General features: G+C 59.9%; 14 protein-coding genes and 1 tRNA gene. 6 read left to right on the top strand and 9 right to left on the bottom strand.

Going from position 1 to position 19,288, the window contains the following annotated elements; all coding sequences use genetic code 11:
• The first annotated feature begins 11 nt into the window (after positions 1–11).
• From M0H32_RS16075 to fdhF, 3 genes are all read left to right on the top strand, one after another.
• Positions 12–542: an RNA pyrophosphohydrolase gene (locus M0H32_RS16075; RefSeq protein WP_345779338.1), complete on the top strand. Its 531-nt coding sequence runs from the start codon at positions 12–14 to the stop codon at positions 540–542.
• Between the two features lie 263 nt (positions 543–805).
• Positions 806–2,482, top strand: coding sequence for an NAD(P)H-dependent oxidoreductase subunit E (locus M0H32_RS16070; protein WP_248155807.1), 1,677 nt, complete (start codon positions 806–808; stop codon positions 2,480–2,482).
• Positions 2,479–5,247: a formate dehydrogenase subunit alpha gene (gene fdhF / locus M0H32_RS16065; RefSeq protein ID WP_248155806.1), complete on the top strand. Its 2,769-nt coding sequence runs from the start codon at positions 2,479–2,481 to the stop codon at positions 5,245–5,247. Before M0H32_RS16070 ends, fdhF begins: the two co-directional genes overlap by 4 nt.
• A gap of 482 nt (positions 5,248–5,729) precedes the next feature.
• Here the strand turns inward: fdhF and M0H32_RS16060 are convergent, their stop codons facing one another.
• From M0H32_RS16060 to M0H32_RS16050, 3 genes are all read right to left on the bottom strand, one after another.
• A complete protein-coding gene (locus M0H32_RS16060; RefSeq protein ID WP_248155804.1) occupies positions 5,730–7,898 on the bottom strand; it encodes a hypothetical protein in 2,169 nt (722 codons plus the stop codon).
• 123 nt (positions 7,899–8,021) lie between these two features.
• The gene (gene queG / locus M0H32_RS16055; protein WP_248155801.1) at positions 8,022–9,164 is read right to left on the bottom strand and encodes a tRNA epoxyqueuosine(34) reductase QueG; all 1,143 of its coding nucleotides are present in this window, start codon (positions 9,162–9,164) and stop codon (positions 8,022–8,024) included.
• Between the two features lie 56 nt (positions 9,165–9,220).
• Positions 9,221–9,913 (bottom strand): glutathione S-transferase family protein, encoded by a 693-nt coding sequence (locus tag M0H32_RS16050; RefSeq protein WP_248155799.1) that lies wholly within the window; start codon positions 9,911–9,913, stop codon positions 9,221–9,223.
• Between the two features lie 218 nt (positions 9,914–10,131).
• Between M0H32_RS16050 and M0H32_RS16045 the strand changes: the two genes are divergently transcribed.
• Positions 10,132–10,938, top strand: a complete 807-nt coding sequence (locus M0H32_RS16045) for an undecaprenyl-diphosphate phosphatase (RefSeq protein WP_248155797.1) — start codon at positions 10,132–10,134, stop codon at positions 10,936–10,938.
• Between the two features lie 220 nt (positions 10,939–11,158).
• On the opposite strand, the gene M0H32_RS16040 is transcribed toward M0H32_RS16045, so the two are convergent.
• Positions 11,159–12,187: a helix-turn-helix transcriptional regulator gene (locus tag M0H32_RS16040; protein ID WP_248155795.1), complete on the bottom strand. Its 1,029-nt coding sequence runs from the start codon at positions 12,185–12,187 to the stop codon at positions 11,159–11,161.
• Between the two features lie 164 nt (positions 12,188–12,351).
• Between M0H32_RS16040 and M0H32_RS16035 the strand changes: the two genes are divergently transcribed.
• Positions 12,352–12,555 (top strand): YjiS-like domain-containing protein, encoded by a 204-nt coding sequence (locus M0H32_RS16035; RefSeq protein WP_248155793.1) that lies wholly within the window; start codon positions 12,352–12,354, stop codon positions 12,553–12,555.
• Positions 12,556–12,905: 350 nt separating this feature from the next.
• Here the strand turns inward: M0H32_RS16035 and M0H32_RS16030 are convergent, their stop codons facing one another.
• The gene (locus M0H32_RS16030; protein WP_248155791.1) at positions 12,906–14,165 is read right to left on the bottom strand and encodes an MFS transporter; all 1,260 of its coding nucleotides are present in this window, start codon (positions 14,163–14,165) and stop codon (positions 12,906–12,908) included.
• A 346-nt stretch (positions 14,166–14,511) separates the two neighbouring features.
• Positions 14,512–15,483, bottom strand: coding sequence for a complex I NDUFA9 subunit family protein (locus M0H32_RS16025; protein ID WP_248155789.1), 972 nt, complete (start codon positions 15,481–15,483; stop codon positions 14,512–14,514).
• A gap of 177 nt (positions 15,484–15,660) precedes the next feature.
• Here M0H32_RS16025 and M0H32_RS16020 point away from each other — a divergent pair.
• Positions 15,661–15,747, top strand: a tRNA-Leu gene (locus M0H32_RS16020).
• Between the two features lie 681 nt (positions 15,748–16,428).
• Here M0H32_RS16020 and M0H32_RS16015 read toward each other — a convergent pair.
• From M0H32_RS16015 to M0H32_RS16005, 3 genes are all read right to left on the bottom strand, one after another.
• Entirely contained in the window at positions 16,429–17,265 is an 837-nt protein-coding gene (locus M0H32_RS16015) for an IS5 family transposase (RefSeq protein WP_248155787.1), read from the bottom strand.
• A gap of 75 nt (positions 17,266–17,340) precedes the next feature.
• The gene (locus M0H32_RS16010) at positions 17,341–18,012 is read right to left on the bottom strand and encodes a hypothetical protein (RefSeq protein ID WP_248155785.1); all 672 of its coding nucleotides are present in this window, start codon (positions 18,010–18,012) and stop codon (positions 17,341–17,343) included.
• Positions 18,013–18,026: 14 nt separating this feature from the next.
• Positions 18,027–18,857, bottom strand: a complete 831-nt coding sequence (locus M0H32_RS16005; RefSeq protein WP_248155783.1) for a hypothetical protein — start codon at positions 18,855–18,857, stop codon at positions 18,027–18,029.
• Positions 18,858–19,288: the final 431 nt, after the last annotated feature.

Raw genomic sequence — 19,288 nt, 5'->3', positions numbered from 1 at the left:
TAGGTGTAACCGTGACGAAGCTAGAACTCGGGCCGGGCTTTCCAGTGCCTTCGGAGGGGCTTCCCTATCGCCCATGCGTCGGCATCATGTTGATCAATAAGGATGGTCTGGTGTGGATCGGCAGCCGGGACGACGGCGACAGGTCGGCCGGCTATGACTACGCCTGGCAGATGCCGCAAGGTGGCATCGACAAGGGTGAGGCACCGGAGCCGGCCGCCCGGCGCGAACTCTATGAGGAAACCTCGATCAAGTCGGTGACCCTGCTGGAAGAAGCTCCGGAATGGTTCGCCTATGATTATCCGCAAGAGGTCGTGAAGACGTCGCGCAAGGGCAAGTACCGCGGGCAGGCGCAGCGCTGGCTCGCCTACCGGTTCGACGGCTCTGAAGAGGAAATCAACATCCTGACCCCGCCGGACGGACATTCCGCCGAATTCAGCGCCTGGCGCTGGGAGCAGGCCGACCGCCTGCCGGAGCTGATCGTGCCGTTCAAGCGGCCCGTCTATGAGCGGGTCGTCGCCGCCTTTTCGCACCTGACAGCATAAGAGTCTGGCCCATGCCATTTCGACTTCATTTATTGGCCAGACTCTAAGGACACCGATCCTGCTATCCTGTTGACGGCGTCGCCAAAGCGTCAGCATTTGAGGATCGGTTGTCGTTTTTCAAACAGACAGCCCGGAACCGCCTCGCTAACATCGCGCCAACTTGCGGTTCAAGGTGGTTGAAAACCATCTGGATCCGCTATCGGCATGAGGGAGCGCGGACGCGACATTCTTGACGCGCTCCAGAGGATTCGGGAGGAACGCCAATGTCTTTCGGCAAGGGGCTATCACGCAAGCCGTCCCAGCCAAAAGGGCGTCAATTGGAAGATGCGGCCCTGGCGGAAGTCCAGGTGCTTCTGGGCGACGAACCGCGCCGCCGCGATCTCTTGATCGAACATCTGCACAAGATCCAGGACGCGTTCGGCTGTCTCGAGGCGCGCCATCTCAAGGCTCTGGCGGACGAGATGAAGCTGTCGCAGGCCGAGATCTATGAGGTCGCCAGCTTCTATCACCATTTCGACATCGTGCGCGAAGGCGAAGCCAAGCCGGCGCCGCTGACGATTCGTGTCTGTGACAGCCTCGCCTGTGCGCAGAAAGGGGCTGACGCTCTGGCCGCCGCGCTTGAAGGCGGCGTCGATCCGGCCAAGGTACGGATCCAGAAAGTGCCCTGCATCGGCCGTTGCGCCGGGGCCCCGGCCGTTCAGGTCGGCAAGCGCGCCGTCGACAATGCGTCGGAACTGTCCGTGCGCGCGGTGATGTTCGAAGGCGAAACCGGCCCGGAGATCCCGGACTATGTCGCCCTTGAGGCCTATCGGAACGGCGGCGGCTACAAGCTGCTGGAGCGGGTGCGCGCGGGCGAACTGGATGCCGCAGCGATTGCCGACAAGGCGCTGGAAGCCGGTCTGCGTGGCCTTGGCGGCGCAGGCTTTCCGACCGGTACCAAATGGAAGATCGTCAACGACCTGCCGGGTCCGAAATACCTGACCATCAACGGCGACGAGGGCGAACCTGGCACCTTCAAGGACCGCTACCATCTGGAGCGAGATCCGCACCGACTGCTGGAAGGTGCGTTGATCGCGGCACACGCGATTTCCGCCGAGCGCGTCTACCTCTATATGCGCGACGAATACCCGGCAGTTCTAGAGATCCTGAAAACGGAAATCGCCGCTCTGCGCGCCGCCGGCATCATCACCTCCATCGACATCGAGCTGCGCCGCGGCGCCGGGGCCTATATTTGCGGCGAAGAAAGCGCGATGATCGAATCGATCGAAGGCAAGCGCGGCCTGCCGCGTCACCGTCCGCCCTTCATCGCCCAGGTCGGTCTCTTCGGCCGCCCGACCCTCAACCACAATGTCGAGACGTTGTTCTGGATCCGCGACATTGTCGAAAAGGGTCCGGAATGGTTTGCTTCTCAAGGCCGGCGCGACAAGAAGGGATTCCGCTCGTTCTCTGTCTCAGGCCGGGTCAAAGAGCCGGGTGTGAAACTGGCGCCTGCCGGCATCACCATGAACGAGCTCCTGAATGAATTCTGCGGCGGCATGGAAGACGGCCACAGCTTCAAGGGTTACCTGCCGGGTGGCGCTTCAGGCGGCATCCTGCCGGCCTCGCTCGCCGACGAGCCGCTCGATTTCGGCACGCTCGACAAACACGGCTGTTTCATCGGCAGCCACGCCATCGTGGTCTTTTCCGATCAGGACGACATGCGCGACGTCGCTCTCAACCTGATGCGCTTCTTCAAGCATGAAAGCTGCGGCCAGTGCACGCCCTGCCGCTCCGGTACGGAAAAGATGGAGCATCTGCTCGCCGCCGGCGACTGGGACCAGCAGAAGATCGCCGATCTCGATGCGGTCATGCGCTCCGCTTCCATCTGCGGCCTCGGCCAGGCCGCCAGCAACCCGGTTGCTTCTGTGCTAAAATTCTTCCCTGAGGAGTTCGGCAAATGAGCCAGATCACCTTCTCTCTCGACGGCAAGAACGTCACCGCCGATCAAGGCGAAACCATCTGGCAGGTGGCCAAGCGCGAGGGCGTCGCCATTCCGCATCTCTGCCATAAGGACGCGCCGGGTTACCGTTCCGACGGCAATTGCCGCGCCTGCATGGTCGATATCGAGGGCGAGCGCGTCCTCTCTGCCTCCTGCATTCGCACACCGTCCGAGGGCATGGTCGTCAAGACGGCCACCGAGCGCGCGACAAAAGCCCGCGAAATGGTGTTCGAGCTCCTGGCCGCCGACCAGCCGTCCCGCGATCACCATCCGGATCCTGAGAGCGACTTCTGGAAATGGTCCGATGCCGTCGGTGTGACCTCCAGCCGCTTCGCCCCTTGCGAAAAGACACCCCAGGACATTTCCCACCCGGCAATCGCCGTCAATCTGGACGCCTGCATCGCCTGTAACCTGTGCGAACGCGCCTGCCGCGAAGTCCAGGTCAATGACGTCATCGGCATGGCCGACCGCGGCTCGCACACGATGCCGGTCTTCGATCTGGCCGACCCGATGGGCCTGTCCACCTGCGTGGCCTGTGGCGAATGCGTCTCCGCCTGTCCGACCGGCGCGCTGATGGAAAAGAGCCTGCTCGACGAGACCGCCACCAAACGCGAGGTCTTCGCCGAGGAAACCGTCGACAGCGTCTGCCCGTTCTGCGGTGTTGGCTGCCTGACCTCAGTCTCCGTGAAAGACGGCAAGATTGTCAGCGTCGAGGGCCGCAACGGTCCGGCCAACGAAAACCGGCTCTGCGTCAAGGGCCGTTTCGGCTTCGACTATGTCTCCAGCCCGGAACGCCTGACCAAGCCGCTGATCCGCCGGGACGACGCGCCCAAGCGCGGCGACATCTCCATGACCCGCGGCAATTACCTCGACTATTTCCGCGAGGCGACCTGGGAAGAGGCGCTCGACAAGGCCGCCTCCGGCCTGAAGGCGTCGTTCGAGGCCAAGGGCGGTGCCGGCATTGCCGGTTTCGGGTCCGCGAAAGGCTCCAACGAAGAGGCCTATCTCTTCCAGAAGCTGATCCGCCAGGGCTTCCTGACCAACAATGTCGACCACTGCACACGGCTCTGCCACGCCTCTTCGGTCGCCGCCCTCATGGAAGGCATCGGCTCCGGCGCGGTGACGGCACCGTTCAATGCCGCGGAAGATGCCGACTGCATGATCGTGATCGGCGCGCGCCCGGCGCAGAACCATCCGGTGGCAGCGACCTATATCAAGCAGGCGGCCAAGAAGGGCACCAAGCTGATCGTCATGGACCCGCGTGGCCAGGACCTGATGCGCTATGCCGAATACGGCCTCAAGTTCAAGCCGGGCACGGATGTGGCCATGCTGAACGCGATCCTCAACGTGATCATCACCGAGGAGCTTTATGACAGCCAGTATATCGCCGCCCATGTCGATGGCTTCGAGGCCCTGAAGGAAAAGATCAAGGACTTCACGCCGGAGGCCATGGAACCGGTCTGCGGCATTGACGCCCAGACCCTGCGCGAGGTCGCAAGGCTCTACGCCACCAGCCAGAAGTCGATCATCTTCTGGGGCATGGGCGTTTCCCAGCACGTGCACGGTACCGACAATGTCCGCTGCCTGATCGCCATGGCACTGACCACCGGCCAGATTGGCCGTCCGGGCACGGGTCTGCATCCGCTGCGCGGCCAGAACAACGTTCAGGGCGCCTCCGACGCGGGCCTGATCCCGATGGTGTTCCCGGATTACCGCTCCGTCGAAAACCCGGACATCCGCGCCGAATACGAGGATGCCTGGGGCCGGACGCTCGATCCGGTGCGCGGCCTGACAGTCGTGGAGATCATGGACGATATCCTCGCGGGCGGCATCGAGGCGATGTATGTCCAAGGCGAAAACCCGGCCATGTCCGACCCGGACCAGACCCACGCCCGCAAGGCACTTGCGAGCCTGAAACACCTGGTGGTGCAGGACATCTTCCTGACCGAGACCGCGTGGCATGCCGACGTGATCCTGCCGGCCTCCGCCCATGCGGAAAAGCTCGGCACCTTCACCAATACCAACCGCCAGGTCCAGATTGGGCGGCCCTGCGTGCCGATGCCGGGCGAAGCCCGCGCCGACTGGCAGATCCTGATCGAGATGGCCAACCGCCTTGGTCTGAACTGGACCTATGACGGGGTCCCGGCGATCTACGAGGAAATGCGCTCGCACATGGCCTCGCTCAACAACATCTCCTGGGACCGCCTGGAGCGCGACGGCACGGTGACCTATCCGGCCGACGCGCCGGACAAGCCCGGCAACGAGATCCTGTTCGGCAAGTCCTTCCCGACCGCCGATGGCCGCGGCAAGATCGTGCCGACGGATCTGGTGCCGCCGAACGAGACCCCGGACGCGGACTATCCGATGGTGCTGACCACCGGCCGCATGCTGGAACACTGGCACACCGGCGCCATGACCCGCCGCGCCGTGGTGCTCGACGCGATCGAGCCGGAACCGGTTGTCTCCATGAACCCGCGCGACATCAAGATGCAGGGCCTGGAGATCGGCCAGCAGGTCACGGTGGAAACCCGCCGGGGCGCGATCACCCTGACCCTGCGCGCCGACCGTGATGTTTCGACCGGCATGATGTTCATCCCGTTCTGCTTCTTCGAGGCCCCGGCGAACTTCCTGACCAACCCGCAGCTCGACCCGTTCGGCAAGATCCCCGAATTCAAATTCTGCGCGGCGAGGATCGGCCCGGCGCAGCAGCGGCACGCGGCGGAATAAAAACCTGGATGATCAGGTGAGAAGGGCGGCCAGCGGTCGCCCTTTTTTGTTTTTACTCAAAGGCAAAACCTCTCGGTCGTCATCCCGGCCAAGTGCAGCGCGAGCCGGGACCGGGGAGCCAGAAGCCTTCGCCGTTGAGGTCCGCTCCCATCGACAGTCCTTGGCACTCCGATCCCGGATCTCCGCTGCGCTGCGTCCGGGATGACGGCGGTGAGGGTTTTCGAAAAACGAGGACGGCACCGGCTGCCTTTTCTGGTTTAGGCCCAATGACAAAACCTATCGGGCGTCATCCCGGCCAAGCGCAGCGCGAGCCGGGACCGGGGAGCCAGAAGCCTCCGCCGTTGAGGTCCGCTTCCATCGACAGTACTCGGCACTCCGATCCCGGATCTCCGCTGCGCTGCGTCCGGGATGACGATGGTGAGGTTTTCGGAAATACAAAGGGCGGCCAGTGGCCGCCCTTGCCGGTTTTCATCTGAAAAACCTCAGTTGGCTTCGATATTCACCGCCAGCAGGTCCGGCAGGGTCTGCGGCGCGGCCATGCTGCCGAGGATCTGGGCCAGCGGTACCGGCGCCTGCGGTGCCAGGGTGATCTTCAATTCGCCAGGGTTTTCCAGGAACTTGGACGCGGCCTCGCTCACCATCTTGGTAAAGGCCTCGTTCTGGATCGGTGCGGTGGCCTGGGCGGCCTGCGCGACAAGGGCCTCGCGGAAGACGTTTTCCGGAATGCCCTCGCTCTCGGCGACATGGGCGATGCCCTTGGTGGCAAGGCCCGCATCCTTGAAGGTCAGCGAGGCGTCGACGAATTGCGCCACGATCAAGGCCATCTGGCCCTGGCCTTCCGGATCCTCAAACAGCGACTTCGGCACATTGGCAAAGCGCGCGGAGAGTTCCGCCCGTCCGACACCGTCAATGTCGACCATGAATTTTTCAAGGCGCAGTTCGAGGGTTGCTTCATCCCAGTAAAGCCGGGTCTCGTCCGACCAGACGACAGTGTCCAGGCCAAGCGCCTGGAACAGGGCCTGGGCTTCGGGATCGTCCACGGCGCTGACCGGCACCTGCAGGCCTTCATTGCGCACGAAGATACTGGTCGGGATCGGCGACACTGTTGTCGACACGGTCATTTCGGCGGCGCCGATCTTGACCTGTCCGGTGTCCGGCGCGGTGACGTCCAGCCCCTTGATCTCATATCCGAAGGACAGCGGCATGAAGGCCCGGGCGACGTCCAGCGGATGGTCCTCGCCAAAATCCGGATCGGCCATCAGCGTGCTGATCATGGCCCGCATGGGCGTGTAGTCGGCAAATTCGATGTCGCCGATGGCGGCCCAGTTGATCCTGACAGACGCGCCGTCCGGCAATTCCGGTGCATTGAGGCCGACCAGCATCATTTCGCCGATGCCCTCGGAGCTGACCTCGGTCATGGCCATCTCTGCGATGGAAATGTCGGCGAGCTTTTCCGGTCCTGGCGTCGGCACCTTGATCTTGATACCGCTGACGCGCGCTTCGGTGATGCCGAAGGAACGGTAGAGCTGGAACACACCGGTGATCAGCTGTTCGGGTGCCGGTTCCTTCTTCGCGAATAGATCGTCAAAGATCTGCAGGATGTCGTTGTCGCGTTTGATGACAGTGACTTCGTTCAAGGTGGCGCTGTCGACCGTCATGTTCACGGAGAGGCCCTGGCCAAGATCCTGACGGGAGCTGTAGTCCACGGTGGACCCGGTGCCGATCATGACGACGTGATCGTCGCTCGCCGGCACGTCCGGGTCGAACAGATCGATGAAAGCCGCCACATCGATATCGGTGTAAATGGTTTTGCCCTGGCTGGTCTCCTGAATCAGCACCTGGCCGGACGACGGATCGAGTGTCTCCATGGTCTGCGTGACCTTGTCGATGGAATATTCACCGACCTGACCATCCTCGGCATCCGCGAGGCGATAGCCGTCCATCTGCATGGTGCCCGACACCACCAGGGTCTCCTTGCCGTCTTCCGTGGCATAGGCCTCGAGGGTCATGGCCGTGCTGTCCGCCTTGACCTCCTCATAGGATGTCAGCAGCGAGACCTGCAGGAAAGGCAGCCAGCGGCTGGCCTGGTGTTCCGGGTCTTCATCCGGCAGTTCCGGCATGGTGAAGCTGTAATCCGTTGCCGACAGACCGGTCATGCGGCCGTTTAGCTTCATGCGGCCTTCGCCATCCACAGAACCGGAGACCGTGAATTCGGTGTCGTCGGAATAGACCCAGCTTGCGGCGGAAAAATCGCCATCCTCATGGGTCAGGCCGGTGATGGTCACCGTGCCGCTGTGCAGCGAGATTTCGTAGCTCAGGTCGTTCAGCTCGTCGGGATCGGCATCTTTGGCACCGTCATCCGTCGTCACATCCATGTCGCCGGCCGGCAGGTCTTTGATAGTTCCGCTTAAGGACAGGCGGCTGTCTGTAAGGGTGAGCGTATCGCTGCCGGCGTCGTAGTTGATCGCGCCGTTTTCGACCTCGAGACCCAGCGCCTCAAGGCCGTCGACATAGGCATCGTAAGCGGCTGTACCGCTGTCCTGCGCGAAGGTGGAACCGGAGATCAGGACCAGGGCGGTGCTGAGGCAAAGGAGCCGGGCACGCGCCTTGGCTGAGGACGGGGTGTGAGCGGATCTGGCGTAGAAAATCAATGTCTTGGCTCCAATAGAATGATCGCAATCGATTCTTTATCGCGACCGATATAGAGGGCCTACTTTGGCCATTCCATGACTATGGCTCATTCTCATGACAAGGTCGACTCACGGTCCCGATTTTCAGGAAGTCCCGGCCAGCCATTCGGCACGCACCACCTCTTCGGTTTCCTGAGCGATGGCCTTTTGTTTTTCCGCCTGATACCCGTCTGCGGGGGCCAGTTTCCGGAACGCCCAGACGGCCGTGCTCCTGACAGTTTCGTCCGGATCGCCAAGATGTATCCGCACGTCGTCCAGCAGATCGGTGTCACCGCTGTTTCCAGCAGCAATCAGGACGTTGCGCAGGAAGCGGTTGCGGCCGATCCGCTTGATCGGCGAACCGGAAAAGAGTTTGCGGAAATCCGCGTCGTCAAGCTCCAGGAGATCTGTGAGAGCCGGGTTGGTCAGGTCCTCGCGGGCGATCAGTTTGGCCTCGCGTGCCGCTTCCGCGAACTTGTTCCACGGGCAGGCGGCAAGGCAATCGTCGCAGCCATAGATCCGGTTGCCGATCGCTTCGCGGAATTCAGCAGGGATCGGCCCGGGATGCTCGATCGTCAGATAGGAAATGCAGCGCCTTGCATCGAGCTGGTAGGGCGCTGGAAAAGCGTCCGTTGGGCAGGCATCGAGACAGGCGCGGCAGGAGCCGCAATGATCGCGTTCCGCACCGCTTAGTGGCAATTCGAGCGTTGTGAAGATCGCACCGAGGAAAAACCAGGAGCCGAGCTCGCGCGAAACCAGGTTGGTGTGTTTGCCCTGCCAGCCGAGGCCGGCGGCCTGGCCGAGCGGTTTTTCCATCACCGGTGCCGTGTCGACAAACACCTTCACATCGCCGCCCGCGCGCGACACCAGCAGGCTGGCGAGTTCCTTCAGCCGTCCCTTGATGACGTCGTGATAGTCGCGGTGGCGGGCGTAGACGGAGATACCACCCGTGCCCGGGTTCTTCAGATGAGCCAGCGGATGGTTTTCAGGTGCATCGTCCGGGCCGTAATTCATGGCGAGCATGATGACCGAGCGCACCTCGGGCCAGAGCGCCGCGGGGCTTTGCCGCCGGTCCGCGGTCTCGGCCATCCAGCCCATGGTGCCGTGATAGCCCTTGTCCAGAAACTGGTGCAGGCGTTCGCCGGCCTCCGGAATACCGTCCGCGGCGGCAATGCGGACGGCGTCGAAGCCGAGCGTTTCGGCCTTGGCCTGAAAGGCTTCCAGCAGTTTTTGGGTTTTTCTGTCCAAGGCGGTCAGCCTGCAGTTGCTTGCGCGTCGTCGGAGCTATCCGACCTGAGCCGATCCTAGAAATCAAGGTCCGCATAGGTGGGGGCCGGCGGCATGCCGAGCACCTTCTCGCCCAGAAGCGGCCGCATGGACGGGCGCGACTTGACACGCGCGTACCAGCTCTTGATGTCCTCTTCGCCGTTCCAGGGCACTTCGCCGAGATAATCGGCGCAGGAGAGCCCGGCTGCCAGCGCGAAATCGGCGAAGGTCAGCCGGTCGCCGGCGATCCAGCGGCGGGAAGCGACCAGATAGCCGAAATATTTAAGATGATGCTGGATGTTGGCGCGGGCAACGCGCAGCGCCGCCGAATCCGGTTCGCCGCCACCTGTCGATTTCGGCATGATCTGCTTGTAGATGCGCTCGCGCACCAGATGGCCGACCACTTCCTGGTCGAACTTGCCGAGGCTCCAGTCGACCAGGCGTCTTGTCTCGGCGCGCGCTTCCGGATGGTCCGGCATCAGCCGCCGGTCGGCGACCGCATAGCCGCGGGTCTCGTCCAGATATTCCATGATCGGCCCGGCGCCGCAGATGGCCGGGCCTTCATTCTCCACCATCACCGGCACGGTGCCAGCGGCATTCAGCAGCAACAGCGCCTGGGGGCGTTCCCACGGGTTGACGTGATGCTCCTCGAAGGCAGCGCCGTATTCGCTCAGGATGAGACGGATAAACCGGGATGAGGGCGAAAACGGGTGGTGATAGAGGGTCAGCATGTAAGCGTATAGAGCCCGAACTGTGGCAAGACTTGGTCGCTGGTGCGCGCCAGCACAAAAATCGCGTTAACCGGGAGTTTGCCCTGAATATGGTTATCAAGGGTTTGACGCCGCCCCGGCACTTCGTCAAATAGGCGGCGCAAGCAAGGTCCCCTCGAGTCGCGAGACATACTTGGTCCGGCCGGGCCACATCAAGCCATTTGGAGACAAGATACACAATGGACGGGCAAACGATTGTAAACGCTCTCATTTTGGGAATTGTCGAAGGGTTGACCGAGTTCATTCCCGTCTCCTCCACCGGCCATATCCTGCTGCTCGGCCATTTCCTCGGCTTCGACAGCACCGGCAAGACCTTCGAGGTGCTGATCCAGCTCGGTGCCATTCTGGCGATTCTTTCGGTCTATTTCTCCCGCCTGTGGCAATTGACCCTGGCGCTGCCCTCCGACCCGGCCAGCCGCCGTTTTGTCGCCGGCATTCTGCTGGCCTTCCTGCCGGCCGCCGTCATTGGCGTGCTGCTGCACGGCTTCATCAAGGAAGTGCTGTTCGAGAGCCCGGCGCTGATCTGCACGACGCTGCTTGTCGGCGGCATCATCCTCCTGTGGATCGACCGGCTGCCCTTGAAACCGCGCTACACCAACGTCATGGATTATCCGCTGTCGCTGTGCCTGAAGATCGGCTTCTTCCAGTGCCTTGCCATGGTGCCCGGCGTGTCGCGTTCGGGCGCCACCATTGCCGGGGCGCTCCTGATGGGCACGGACAAACGCTCGGCGGCCGAGTTCTCGTTTTTCCTCGCCATGCCGACCATGGCCGGCGCCTTTGCCTATGACCTTTACAAGAACCGCAACGTGCTCTCGGCCGATGATGCCATGCTGATCGGCATCGGCTTTGTCGCCTCCTTCATCGCCGGCGTATTCGTGGTCAAGGGCCTTCTGGACTTCGTCTCCAAGCACGGCTTCGCACCGTTTGCCTGGTGGCGGATTTTCATCGGCCTTGCCGGGTTCGCGGGTCTTTATTTTCTGGGGTGACCTGAGGAATCGGGAACCTCTCGACCGTCATTCCGGACAAGTGCAGCAAGGCTGCACGCTGATCCGGAACCCAGCGCATATTTCGCGCGTCAGCGCGGCCGGTTCTTTTTTGGTGTTCGCTTCGCTCACGCTGGTGCGCTGGGTTCCGGATCTGCACGCAGCTGCAGCTGCGCTTGTCCGGAATGACGGTCGAGGGGAACTGAAGAGGACGGCTTTCTTATCAAGCCGACCGGTTGACCCGTTCAGCCGGCGCATAAAGCGCCGCCAGTTCTTCCAACTCGGCGGCGAGTTCCTCTCTCAAATTGTCCGGACCGACGAGTTCCGCTCCCGGTCCCAGCCAGCGGACCAGCGGCAGGATGCGGGCGCGCTCGGTCGAGGGGATGCTGATCAGGACGCGGCCGTCCTTGGCCGGCGTGAACACCGCGTGGCGGTAATACCAGTCGGCGCCGAGCTTCTTGGCCTGGGCCGGTGTGATCAGGATTTCCGCAATGGCCTCCTCCTGCTCCCAGCGTCGCATGGCGTTGGAAAGCCAGGCGCCGCCCAGCAGGCTCTGGATCGAAAAATTCTTGTCCGGCCGGAAGAACAGACCGCTGATTTCAAGCCCGCGGACCCGGTCGGCCCGGTAAACCTTCAACACATCGGTGTCGACGCAGCGGCCGGCGAGATACCAGAGATCCCGGTCGAACATCACGCCATAGGGTTCGACATCATGGGCCTTCACGGTCTTGCGCACAGGATTGACATGGTCGAAGCGCACGCGCTTGCCGTCCAGAATGCCCGCCATGAAACCGTCAAGCGCCTTTTGCCAGTCTTCCGTCGGTTCCGCCCTGGTGCCGGAATGAAAGATATCCGCCGGGATCGGCTCGATGCCGACGATCCGGTCGGCGTCCTTCAACAGCCCGTGCACGGATTTCGGCAGCGAGGCGAGCAGCTTTTTCTCCGCCGCGTCCAGTTCGGCGGCCAGCGGCACGGTCCGGCTGGAGCGCACCAGAGCCATTGCCGCCAGAAGCGCCGCGGTCTCGTTGCGGGACAGCGCCACCGGCGGCTGCAGATAGCCGCTGGCAAGGCGATAGCCGCCTTCCGCGCCGCGCTCCGCGTCGACCGGCACGCCGAGCGCGATCAGCCGGTCGATGTCCCGGTAGATGGTTCTGAGCGACACCTGGAAGCGTTCCGCCAGGGTCGTCGCCGACACCAGTTTGCCGCCCGTCAGAAGCAGAAGAATGCCGAGGGCGCGTTCGATCGGGTTCATGAATCAGGGCCTGAAATGACGTGGTTCGAAAAAAAATCATATCCCGTGAACAGAACGGGATCAAACATGACTCACAGCTGTCAGGATTGACCTGTCACCTTTGTCTCGTCCCCAGCGAACCGGACGGGTTCCATCCCCCGCGAGCCGTCCCTAGGAGAAGTGAGATGAGCCTTGAGATCGATACCGTTTTTCGCAGCCGTGCAAACAGCCGCGGCCTGTTGCTTTCTGTCCTTCGCGCATGTGTCGCCGGGCTCCGCAATTATCATCAGCGCCGGGCAACTGACCGGGCTCTGTCTTGCCTGAGCGACGAAGACCTGCGCGACATCGGCCTGATGCGCACATCCGACGGTTACCGCGAAATGCGCTAGACGGTCGCGGCGCTGCCGATCGTGAAAGTGTCACGACAGTCTGGAACCGTTTCGGTCCGGGGCGCTGGAAGGGTTGATCCCGCCGCCAAGTGACGGCCCTTCATCTGCCCCGCCCCGACCGGAACAAAACCGCCCGTCCTGCCCCTGGGACGGGCGGTTTGCCGTTATCACAAACCTCTCCGTCGTCATCCAGGCCAAGCGCAGCGCGAGCCGGGATCGGGGAGCCAGATGCCTGCGCCGAAAGGCTTCGAACCATCGGCGCGGCATCGGCTCCCCGGTGCCGGATCTTCGCTTCGCTGCGTCCGGGATGACGATGGAGAAGTTGGCCATGCGGCGATGCCTTTCCCCGCTCACCGCGCGTTCCGGCGTGTCAGCGCCTTGATCTCCGGTTTGTTCCAGGCCAGGAACATCACCACCAGCGCGACCAGCGCGGCGATGATGACGCCGTAAAACGGCAGGTCGAGATCGAGCCCGATCAGCTCGCCGCCGACGAGCGAAATGACGCCCGCGACCAGCGTGAAGACGGCAATGGTGACGCCCATGACCCAGCCCTGTTCCTCATCGCCGACGGCCGCCGAATAGAGCCCCAGGAAGGTCGGATAGGCGATGCCGAAGACAAAATAGAATGAGAACACCGGGATAAAGGTCATCCAGGCGGCCGGCGCGGCAACAAAAGCCGCCGCCGAAAGCGCCCAGACCAGGAAGGTCATGCCCAGGATCGCCTCCTTGCTGAAGCGCTTTTGCGCCGGCACCACCAAAAAGGTGCTGGAGAAGGCCAGCGCGATGCCGATCGTCAGCATCACCATGGACCCGCCGAGCGTGCCGTAGCCGAAGCGGCTGGTCAGGTAATTGTCGACAAAGATGTAGAAGGACAGGTTGGCGATGTGGAAGAAGAAGAACACCACCGTCAGCCGCATCACCTTCGGGTATTTGGTGACCCGCCACAAAAGCTCGAAGATCTCCGCCGGCCGGAACCGGAACGTGCCCTGTTCCTCGGCGTCGTGCTGGTCCTGAAAGGCGACCACCACAAGCAGGATGGCGATCGCGACCAGCACGAAACAGGCATAGAAGGGCAGCTTGATGCTGGCGATATCGCCGATCAGCACCGGGTCGGACAGGAGCCCGCCCAGCAGCGGCCCGCCGACCAGGCCGAAACTGACCCCGGTGATGATGTATCCCATGTTGCGGTTGCGGTCCTCGTCGTCGACGCTGCCGTCGATCATCGCCGCCTGGGCGATCGGCTGGTTGCCGGCCGTCAGCCCGGTGATCGCGCGGCCCAGGATCATCAAAAGGAAGCTGTTGAGGTAAAGCGCGGCGATGGTCAGCCCGTAGCCGAACAGCGCGCCAAAGAGACAGATCAGGATCGCCTTCTTGCGGCCGATCACGTCGGAGAGCTTGGAAATGTAGGGAGCGCCGAAAAACCAGCACAGGAAAAAGACGCCGATGATCAGGCCATAATCGAAATGGCGCATCGCCTCCGATGTGTCTTTTGCCAGAAGCCCGGTGCCGGGCTCCATGATCAGGCTGTTCAGGATCGGAAACACCAGCCCCTGGCCAAGCAGATCGACAAACACCACGAACAATAGCGTGACCTTGGCAAGAACCGACATCGACACCTCCCGAACCCCATAGGATCAAACGGTAGGCGAAGTGACGGGGGGCGGCAACGAAAAGCTGTGGGAAGGGGACAAAGCCTCTCACTTCGTCATTCCGGACGGTCTGCAGCGCAGCTGCATGGCCAGATCCGGAATCCAGCGCGTACTTCGCGCCGCAGGCGTGCCATTATTGAGGAAGGTGCTTGATTGGTTTTGTGCTCGCTGTCGCTCGCGCTGATACGCTGGGTTCCGGCTCAGCGTGCAGCGTCGCTGCACTTGTCCGGAATGACAAGTTGAGGGTTCGCTAAACAAACAAAAAGGCGGGCCAACGGCCCGCCTTCAAATGCGCAATTTCAAAAGGTCACGCCGGCCGGTGGGCGTCGTACTGGCCGTGTTCGCGGTAGCGCTCCAGATAGGTCGGCAGCACGGCGGCGAGCGTCGCCGGTTTGATGCCGATGCCCTCCAGCGTGCGGCCGTCGCTTTTCGCCGCGTCCGAAACCACATTGTCGGTCTTGAGCAGCTCCACCTGATCGGCGGTGAACGGCGCCATCGGGAACATCTGGAACACCTTGCCCATGGCCGAGGCGACCGGGAAGGGGATCGGCAGCAGCGTGCGCTTGCGCCGTGTCACGGCAAGCATGTCCTCAAGACACTCCCGGAAGCTTTTGACTTCCGGCCCGCCGAGCTCATAGGTGCCGGGGTTCAGCTCGCCGTCGACCGCGCGGGCAACGGCTTCCGCGACATCGCAGACATAGACCGGCTGGAACTTAGCATCGCCGCCGCCGAGCAGTGGCAGCACCGGCGCGAACCGCGCCATGTCGGCGAACTTGTTGAAGAAATCGTCTTCCGGACCGAACACGATCGACGGACGCAGGATAATGCTCTCCGGCAGGGTTTCCAGAATGCCGGCCTCGCCCATAGCCTTGGAGCGGGCATAGGCCGACGTGCTGTCGGCGTCGGCGCCGATGGCGGATATATGCGTCACCCGGTCCAGGCCGGCGCCGCGGGCAGCTTCCGCGATGGCGCGCGGGCCGAAGCTCTGCACCGCATCGAAGCTCTGCTTGCCGGAGGGCGCCAGGATGCCGACGCAATTGACGACGGCATCGGCGCCGATCACGGCCCGGTCGACGGACCAGCGGTAGCGCAGGTTCGCCTGCACCGGCATGATCTGTCCGGGCGCGCCGAGCGGCTGCAGGTGGGTGGCCAGGTCCGGCCGGCGCACGGCCGCGCGCACGCGGTGGCCGCGCCTTGCCAGCGCCTGGACGATATGCCGGCCGAGAAAGCCCGAACCGCCGAAGACCGTGACGAGTTTGCCGTTGAGTGCTGTGGACATCGGAAAAATGCCTTCTGTCGCGTCCGAAAGGGGGAGGGCCGAAAAATTTTGGCCGCTCGATCAGGAGTTTCTTAGCTCTTTGCCGGGGGTCTGTGAAGGCCTTGCCGTGAAAGAGCAAAAAAAGTCGCACAACGTGATTGACAAGGCCCAATCCCCCCCTTAAAAGCCCCCCTCACAGCCCAGGTGGCGGAATTGGTAGACGCACTAGCTTCAGGTGCTAGCGCTCGCAAGGGCGTGGAGGTTCGAGTCCTCTCCTGGGCACCAAATTCCAAGTTTTGGACAGACTGCCAAGGTCCGAAACAACTCAAAAAAGCTCCGGTTTTCCGGGGCTTTTTTTGTTTTGGGGGGGGCAAAAACCGCCTCGAAAAAAGATGCATAGCGAACAAAATTTGCTCAGTCTCGATAGTCTCTGATCGCAACGCTATTCAAGTTTGTAGCGGGTACTAATCGGTAGTGACTTTCCTCCACGACCTTGACTTCGTCGTCTTGTAACGTGAGTTCAAAAAGCGCTACTATCTTAGATTCCAAAAATTGCGCAGCAATTGCTCTGCAGCGCAAGCCAGGAAATTTCTCTTCGACAAATCGGATGTCCTGGGTTGTTTGTACGATGCCAATTTGGTCTTTTCCGGCTTTCGCTTGAACAGGGATCACAAAATGACACCCACGCCTATCGATGCCGACGTACAATTCATCGATTTCGATTTGTCCGACGCCCTGAACTGTCGTTCGAAGGTGGTTCTGAAGGCTGTATGTTGTAAGACCAAGGAAAGTGTCGATTAGACGATTATATCTCACTATAGCTAGTAGAGCTTGTTCGTCATCAAGTGTATAAGCTCTGATTAACTCAGGCGTTGCGTCAGGGATATCGATTAATACAAGATCCTTGCGAGGCAATACACGATTTACTTTTACTAGCCGAAATTTGTAAGAGCCAGATTCAAAAGTTTATGAGACTGGACAATAGGTTGCGAGTCTGCGTGTCATGACCCTGATGCTGGCGATGGTGACCCATGCGGTGGCGCTTTCGACGGATTTCTCCCAGTCCTTTGCGAGCCTACGGCATCGGCCGAACCATCCGAAGGTGCGTTCCACCACCCATCGCCGAGGCAGGACGTGGAAGCCTTTGGCAGCATCGGAACGCTTGATGATCTCGATGGTCCACGTGCCGCAGCCGACCAATGCGGCGCGGAGTTTGTCGCCCGCGTAGCCGCCGTCGGCAAAGACATGGCGCATCCAGGGGAACCGGTACCGAATGGCCTTCAGAACATCGGGCGCACCGTCCCGGTCCTGGATGTCGGCGGCATGAACCAGTACGAACAGCATCAGGCCGAGCGTGTCAGTGATGATATGGCGCTTGCGGCCCTTGATCTTCTTGCCCGCGTCATAGCCGGAAATTCCACCGCTTTGTGTGGTTTTGACCGACTGACTGTCGATGACACCGGCTGTTGGAGAGGCCTCGCGTCCTTCCAGTTCCCGCGTGGCTGCGACAAGGATGTGGTTGATCGTCTGCCAAAGGCCGGTATCGCGCCAGCAATAGAAATAGCCTCGCACGGTGGAGGCTGGGGGAAAGTCCTTCGGCAGCGCCCGCCACTGACAGCCGCTGCCCGCGATATAAAGGATCGCGTTGACCACCTCTCGCATATCGGTCTTGCGTGGACGACCGCCGGATTTGGCCGGAGGGATCAGCGGCGCCAAAATCGCCCATTCCGGGTCCATCAAATCGGTTGGATAACGCAGATGGTCCCGGTTATGCTGTCGGCGAGTGATATCATCCCAGGGCATTCGATCCTCCATCTTCTAGACAAAGACGGTTGAATCACAACCCTTTGATATCACTCAACTACTTTTAAATCGGGCTCATATAGAATCGAGAAACCTCGCACCCGACTCAAACATTTTTCGAACTAGACCGTCATTTGTCCTGACAACAACCTCGAGAAAAATTTTAAAGTTTAAAAGATTAACGACAATTGCGACTAAAGATATCTTAGCAAGATTAGTCAGGATAGCTGTTAGTGAATATTCTTTGAAGTAGGCAGCGATACTATTTTCATGCCGCAATCTCGCTATGGAGAATAATACAATCAAAATAAACGCAACAAAGCAATAGATTTGAGCTGTATCCACAACAGACTCATATCCTGGATATCGATCACCCCAAATTAATGAAGCGAGAAAAAAAGCGATTAATGTGATCATGAAATGGGAAAAGAACAAAAGTGAAAGTCTTCTAGGCACAACATCGACCTGAGGTAACACAGAGTTTAATATTTTTGCAAAAACTACAAAAGTAATAGAAAGTAAAACTATGACCGCCGTTTGAAATACCAGGTATAAATTCGGCTCAGGTGAATTCGACAACAACCCACAAACATAGCTAAGAAATGCCATAACCGGCACCGTCGCATAAACCGAAGCCGGACTGACATCTTCCTTACCAAAAACGGTGACGTAATCGTTCCCAATCAGTGTTGCAACAATATTGTCGTACTGAGCACCCTTGGCTTCTTCATCAAGATCTTTGCCCAATTCTCTACTCCTGATTATCGAGAAATATCAAATTCTAATGTAACAGGCTCATCATCCAGTATAAGGTTTAAAATCGTGACAAACAATTTGTTGTGCTTAGAGTAAATTTTTTGAACAGTCCGAACGCAACCCAGACCAGACGAAGAATACCTCTGCAACTGCGCATGAAGAAGGTGTTTTTGCTTTAGCTTATCTTCAGACACTAACTTCGATTGGAAGGCGGAGTTATTTCTAGTTGAAATATCTTCGAAAGTTAGGGCGCCCGACTGCAATTTCAGATGCCAACCACTTCTTTTGTCAAACAAATTTTCGTAGTCTCTTATAAGTTGGCCTCCCACAGGCTGCTTGCTTTTGTGAGCACTCTGATACGTGGTAATTGTTATGTCTGCGCCGAAATCTGTTGTAGTGAATGGGGGGGTGTTCAATTTCTTTCCATACTCCACCAATAAGATCTTCTTGAGGTTTTCTCCGTAGTCGATCTTCATCAAATCACCAAAAAAAAGCTCGTCACTATACTTCGCCACCTTCAGCAAATAATAGTTTTTATCTAGTGGAAAATTTGTATAGTAAACTACTTCCACCTCCTGAGGTGACCTCAAATTTGAGACTTCAAAACTATTTTTCGAGCCAAAAGCATAATAATTCCATTCACTTGAACCCACCACTCGATAGTGCACTATGTTGCTTTGAGACAGCTCACCTTCTTGTGCAGAATGATAAGTAATAAACTCGCCCTTGCACCCCACATACTTATCAACCACTTCTGCTGAGATTGAACTACACTGCGCAAATAGCACAATACCAGTATAGAAAAACAGTCTCGAGCTATGTTTCACGTTTTTCATGGCCGCCCCGCACAAACTGTGGTACCGCTATTATTACGTACAGCGCACCGGCAATGCAACCGCCTGTGCGGCGGCACTAACTTCAAGACATCTATCAATCGTCTGAACCCCAATCGGTGAACAACCTCATTGGAAAGCACACCTAATTACACACGGTGGCGTCGCAATGGAGAGCCCCACCCGTCGCCTCAGTAATAAAAAAACATGCCGAACCGCAGCACCTAAAGTATATTCGGCTTGCCATGCTGCCAATCCTGATCCCTTTGACGGAAAGATATTTCAACGGTTTCCGGGACCATTCGAGCAGTATTAGCCCGCATTTCTCACAGTGTTGTCGCTTGATGGGTTTCCGTCGGGCAGTTTTCTGATTGTGTCGGGTTACCGGTTTCAGGCCGAGCGGTGCCGCCGCCGCGTTTTGCGGCGGTCGGTTT

Origin of the sequence: Roseibium sediminicola, assembly GCF_023156505.1 — a bacterium.
Classification (GTDB): Bacteria; Pseudomonadota; Alphaproteobacteria; order Rhizobiales; family Stappiaceae; genus Roseibium; species Roseibium sediminicola.
This window is presented reverse-complemented; position numbering and strand designations above follow the sequence as displayed.

Bases quoted from the DNA above. Each gene is read 5' to 3' on its own strand.
- M0H32_RS16070 (WP_248155807.1), top strand. From the start codon at position 806: ATGTCTTTCGGCAAGGGGCTATCACGCAAGCCGTCCCAGCCAAAAGGG.
- fdhF (WP_248155806.1), top strand. From the start codon at position 2,479: ATGAGCCAGATCACCTTCTCTCTCGACGGCAAGAACGTCACCGCCGAT.
- M0H32_RS16050 (WP_248155799.1), bottom strand. From the start codon at position 9,913: ATGCTGACCCTCTATCACCACCCGTTTTCGCCCTCATCCCGGTTTATC.
- M0H32_RS16045 (WP_248155797.1), top strand. From the start codon at position 10,132: ATGGACGGGCAAACGATTGTAAACGCTCTCATTTTGGGAATTGTCGAA.
- M0H32_RS16040 (WP_248155795.1), bottom strand. From the start codon at position 12,187: ATGAACCCGATCGAACGCGCCCTCGGCATTCTTCTGCTTCTGACGGGC.
- M0H32_RS16035 (WP_248155793.1), top strand. From the start codon at position 12,352: ATGAGCCTTGAGATCGATACCGTTTTTCGCAGCCGTGCAAACAGCCGC.
- M0H32_RS16030 (WP_248155791.1), bottom strand. From the start codon at position 14,165: ATGTCGGTTCTTGCCAAGGTCACGCTATTGTTCGTGGTGTTTGTCGAT.
- M0H32_RS16025 (WP_248155789.1), bottom strand. From the start codon at position 15,483: ATGTCCACAGCACTCAACGGCAAACTCGTCACGGTCTTCGGCGGTTCG.
- M0H32_RS16015 (WP_248155787.1), bottom strand. From the start codon at position 17,265: ATGCCCTGGGATGATATCACTCGCCGACAGCATAACCGGGACCATCTG.
- M0H32_RS16005 (WP_248155783.1), bottom strand. From the start codon at position 18,857: ATGAAAAACGTGAAACATAGCTCGAGACTGTTTTTCTATACTGGTATT.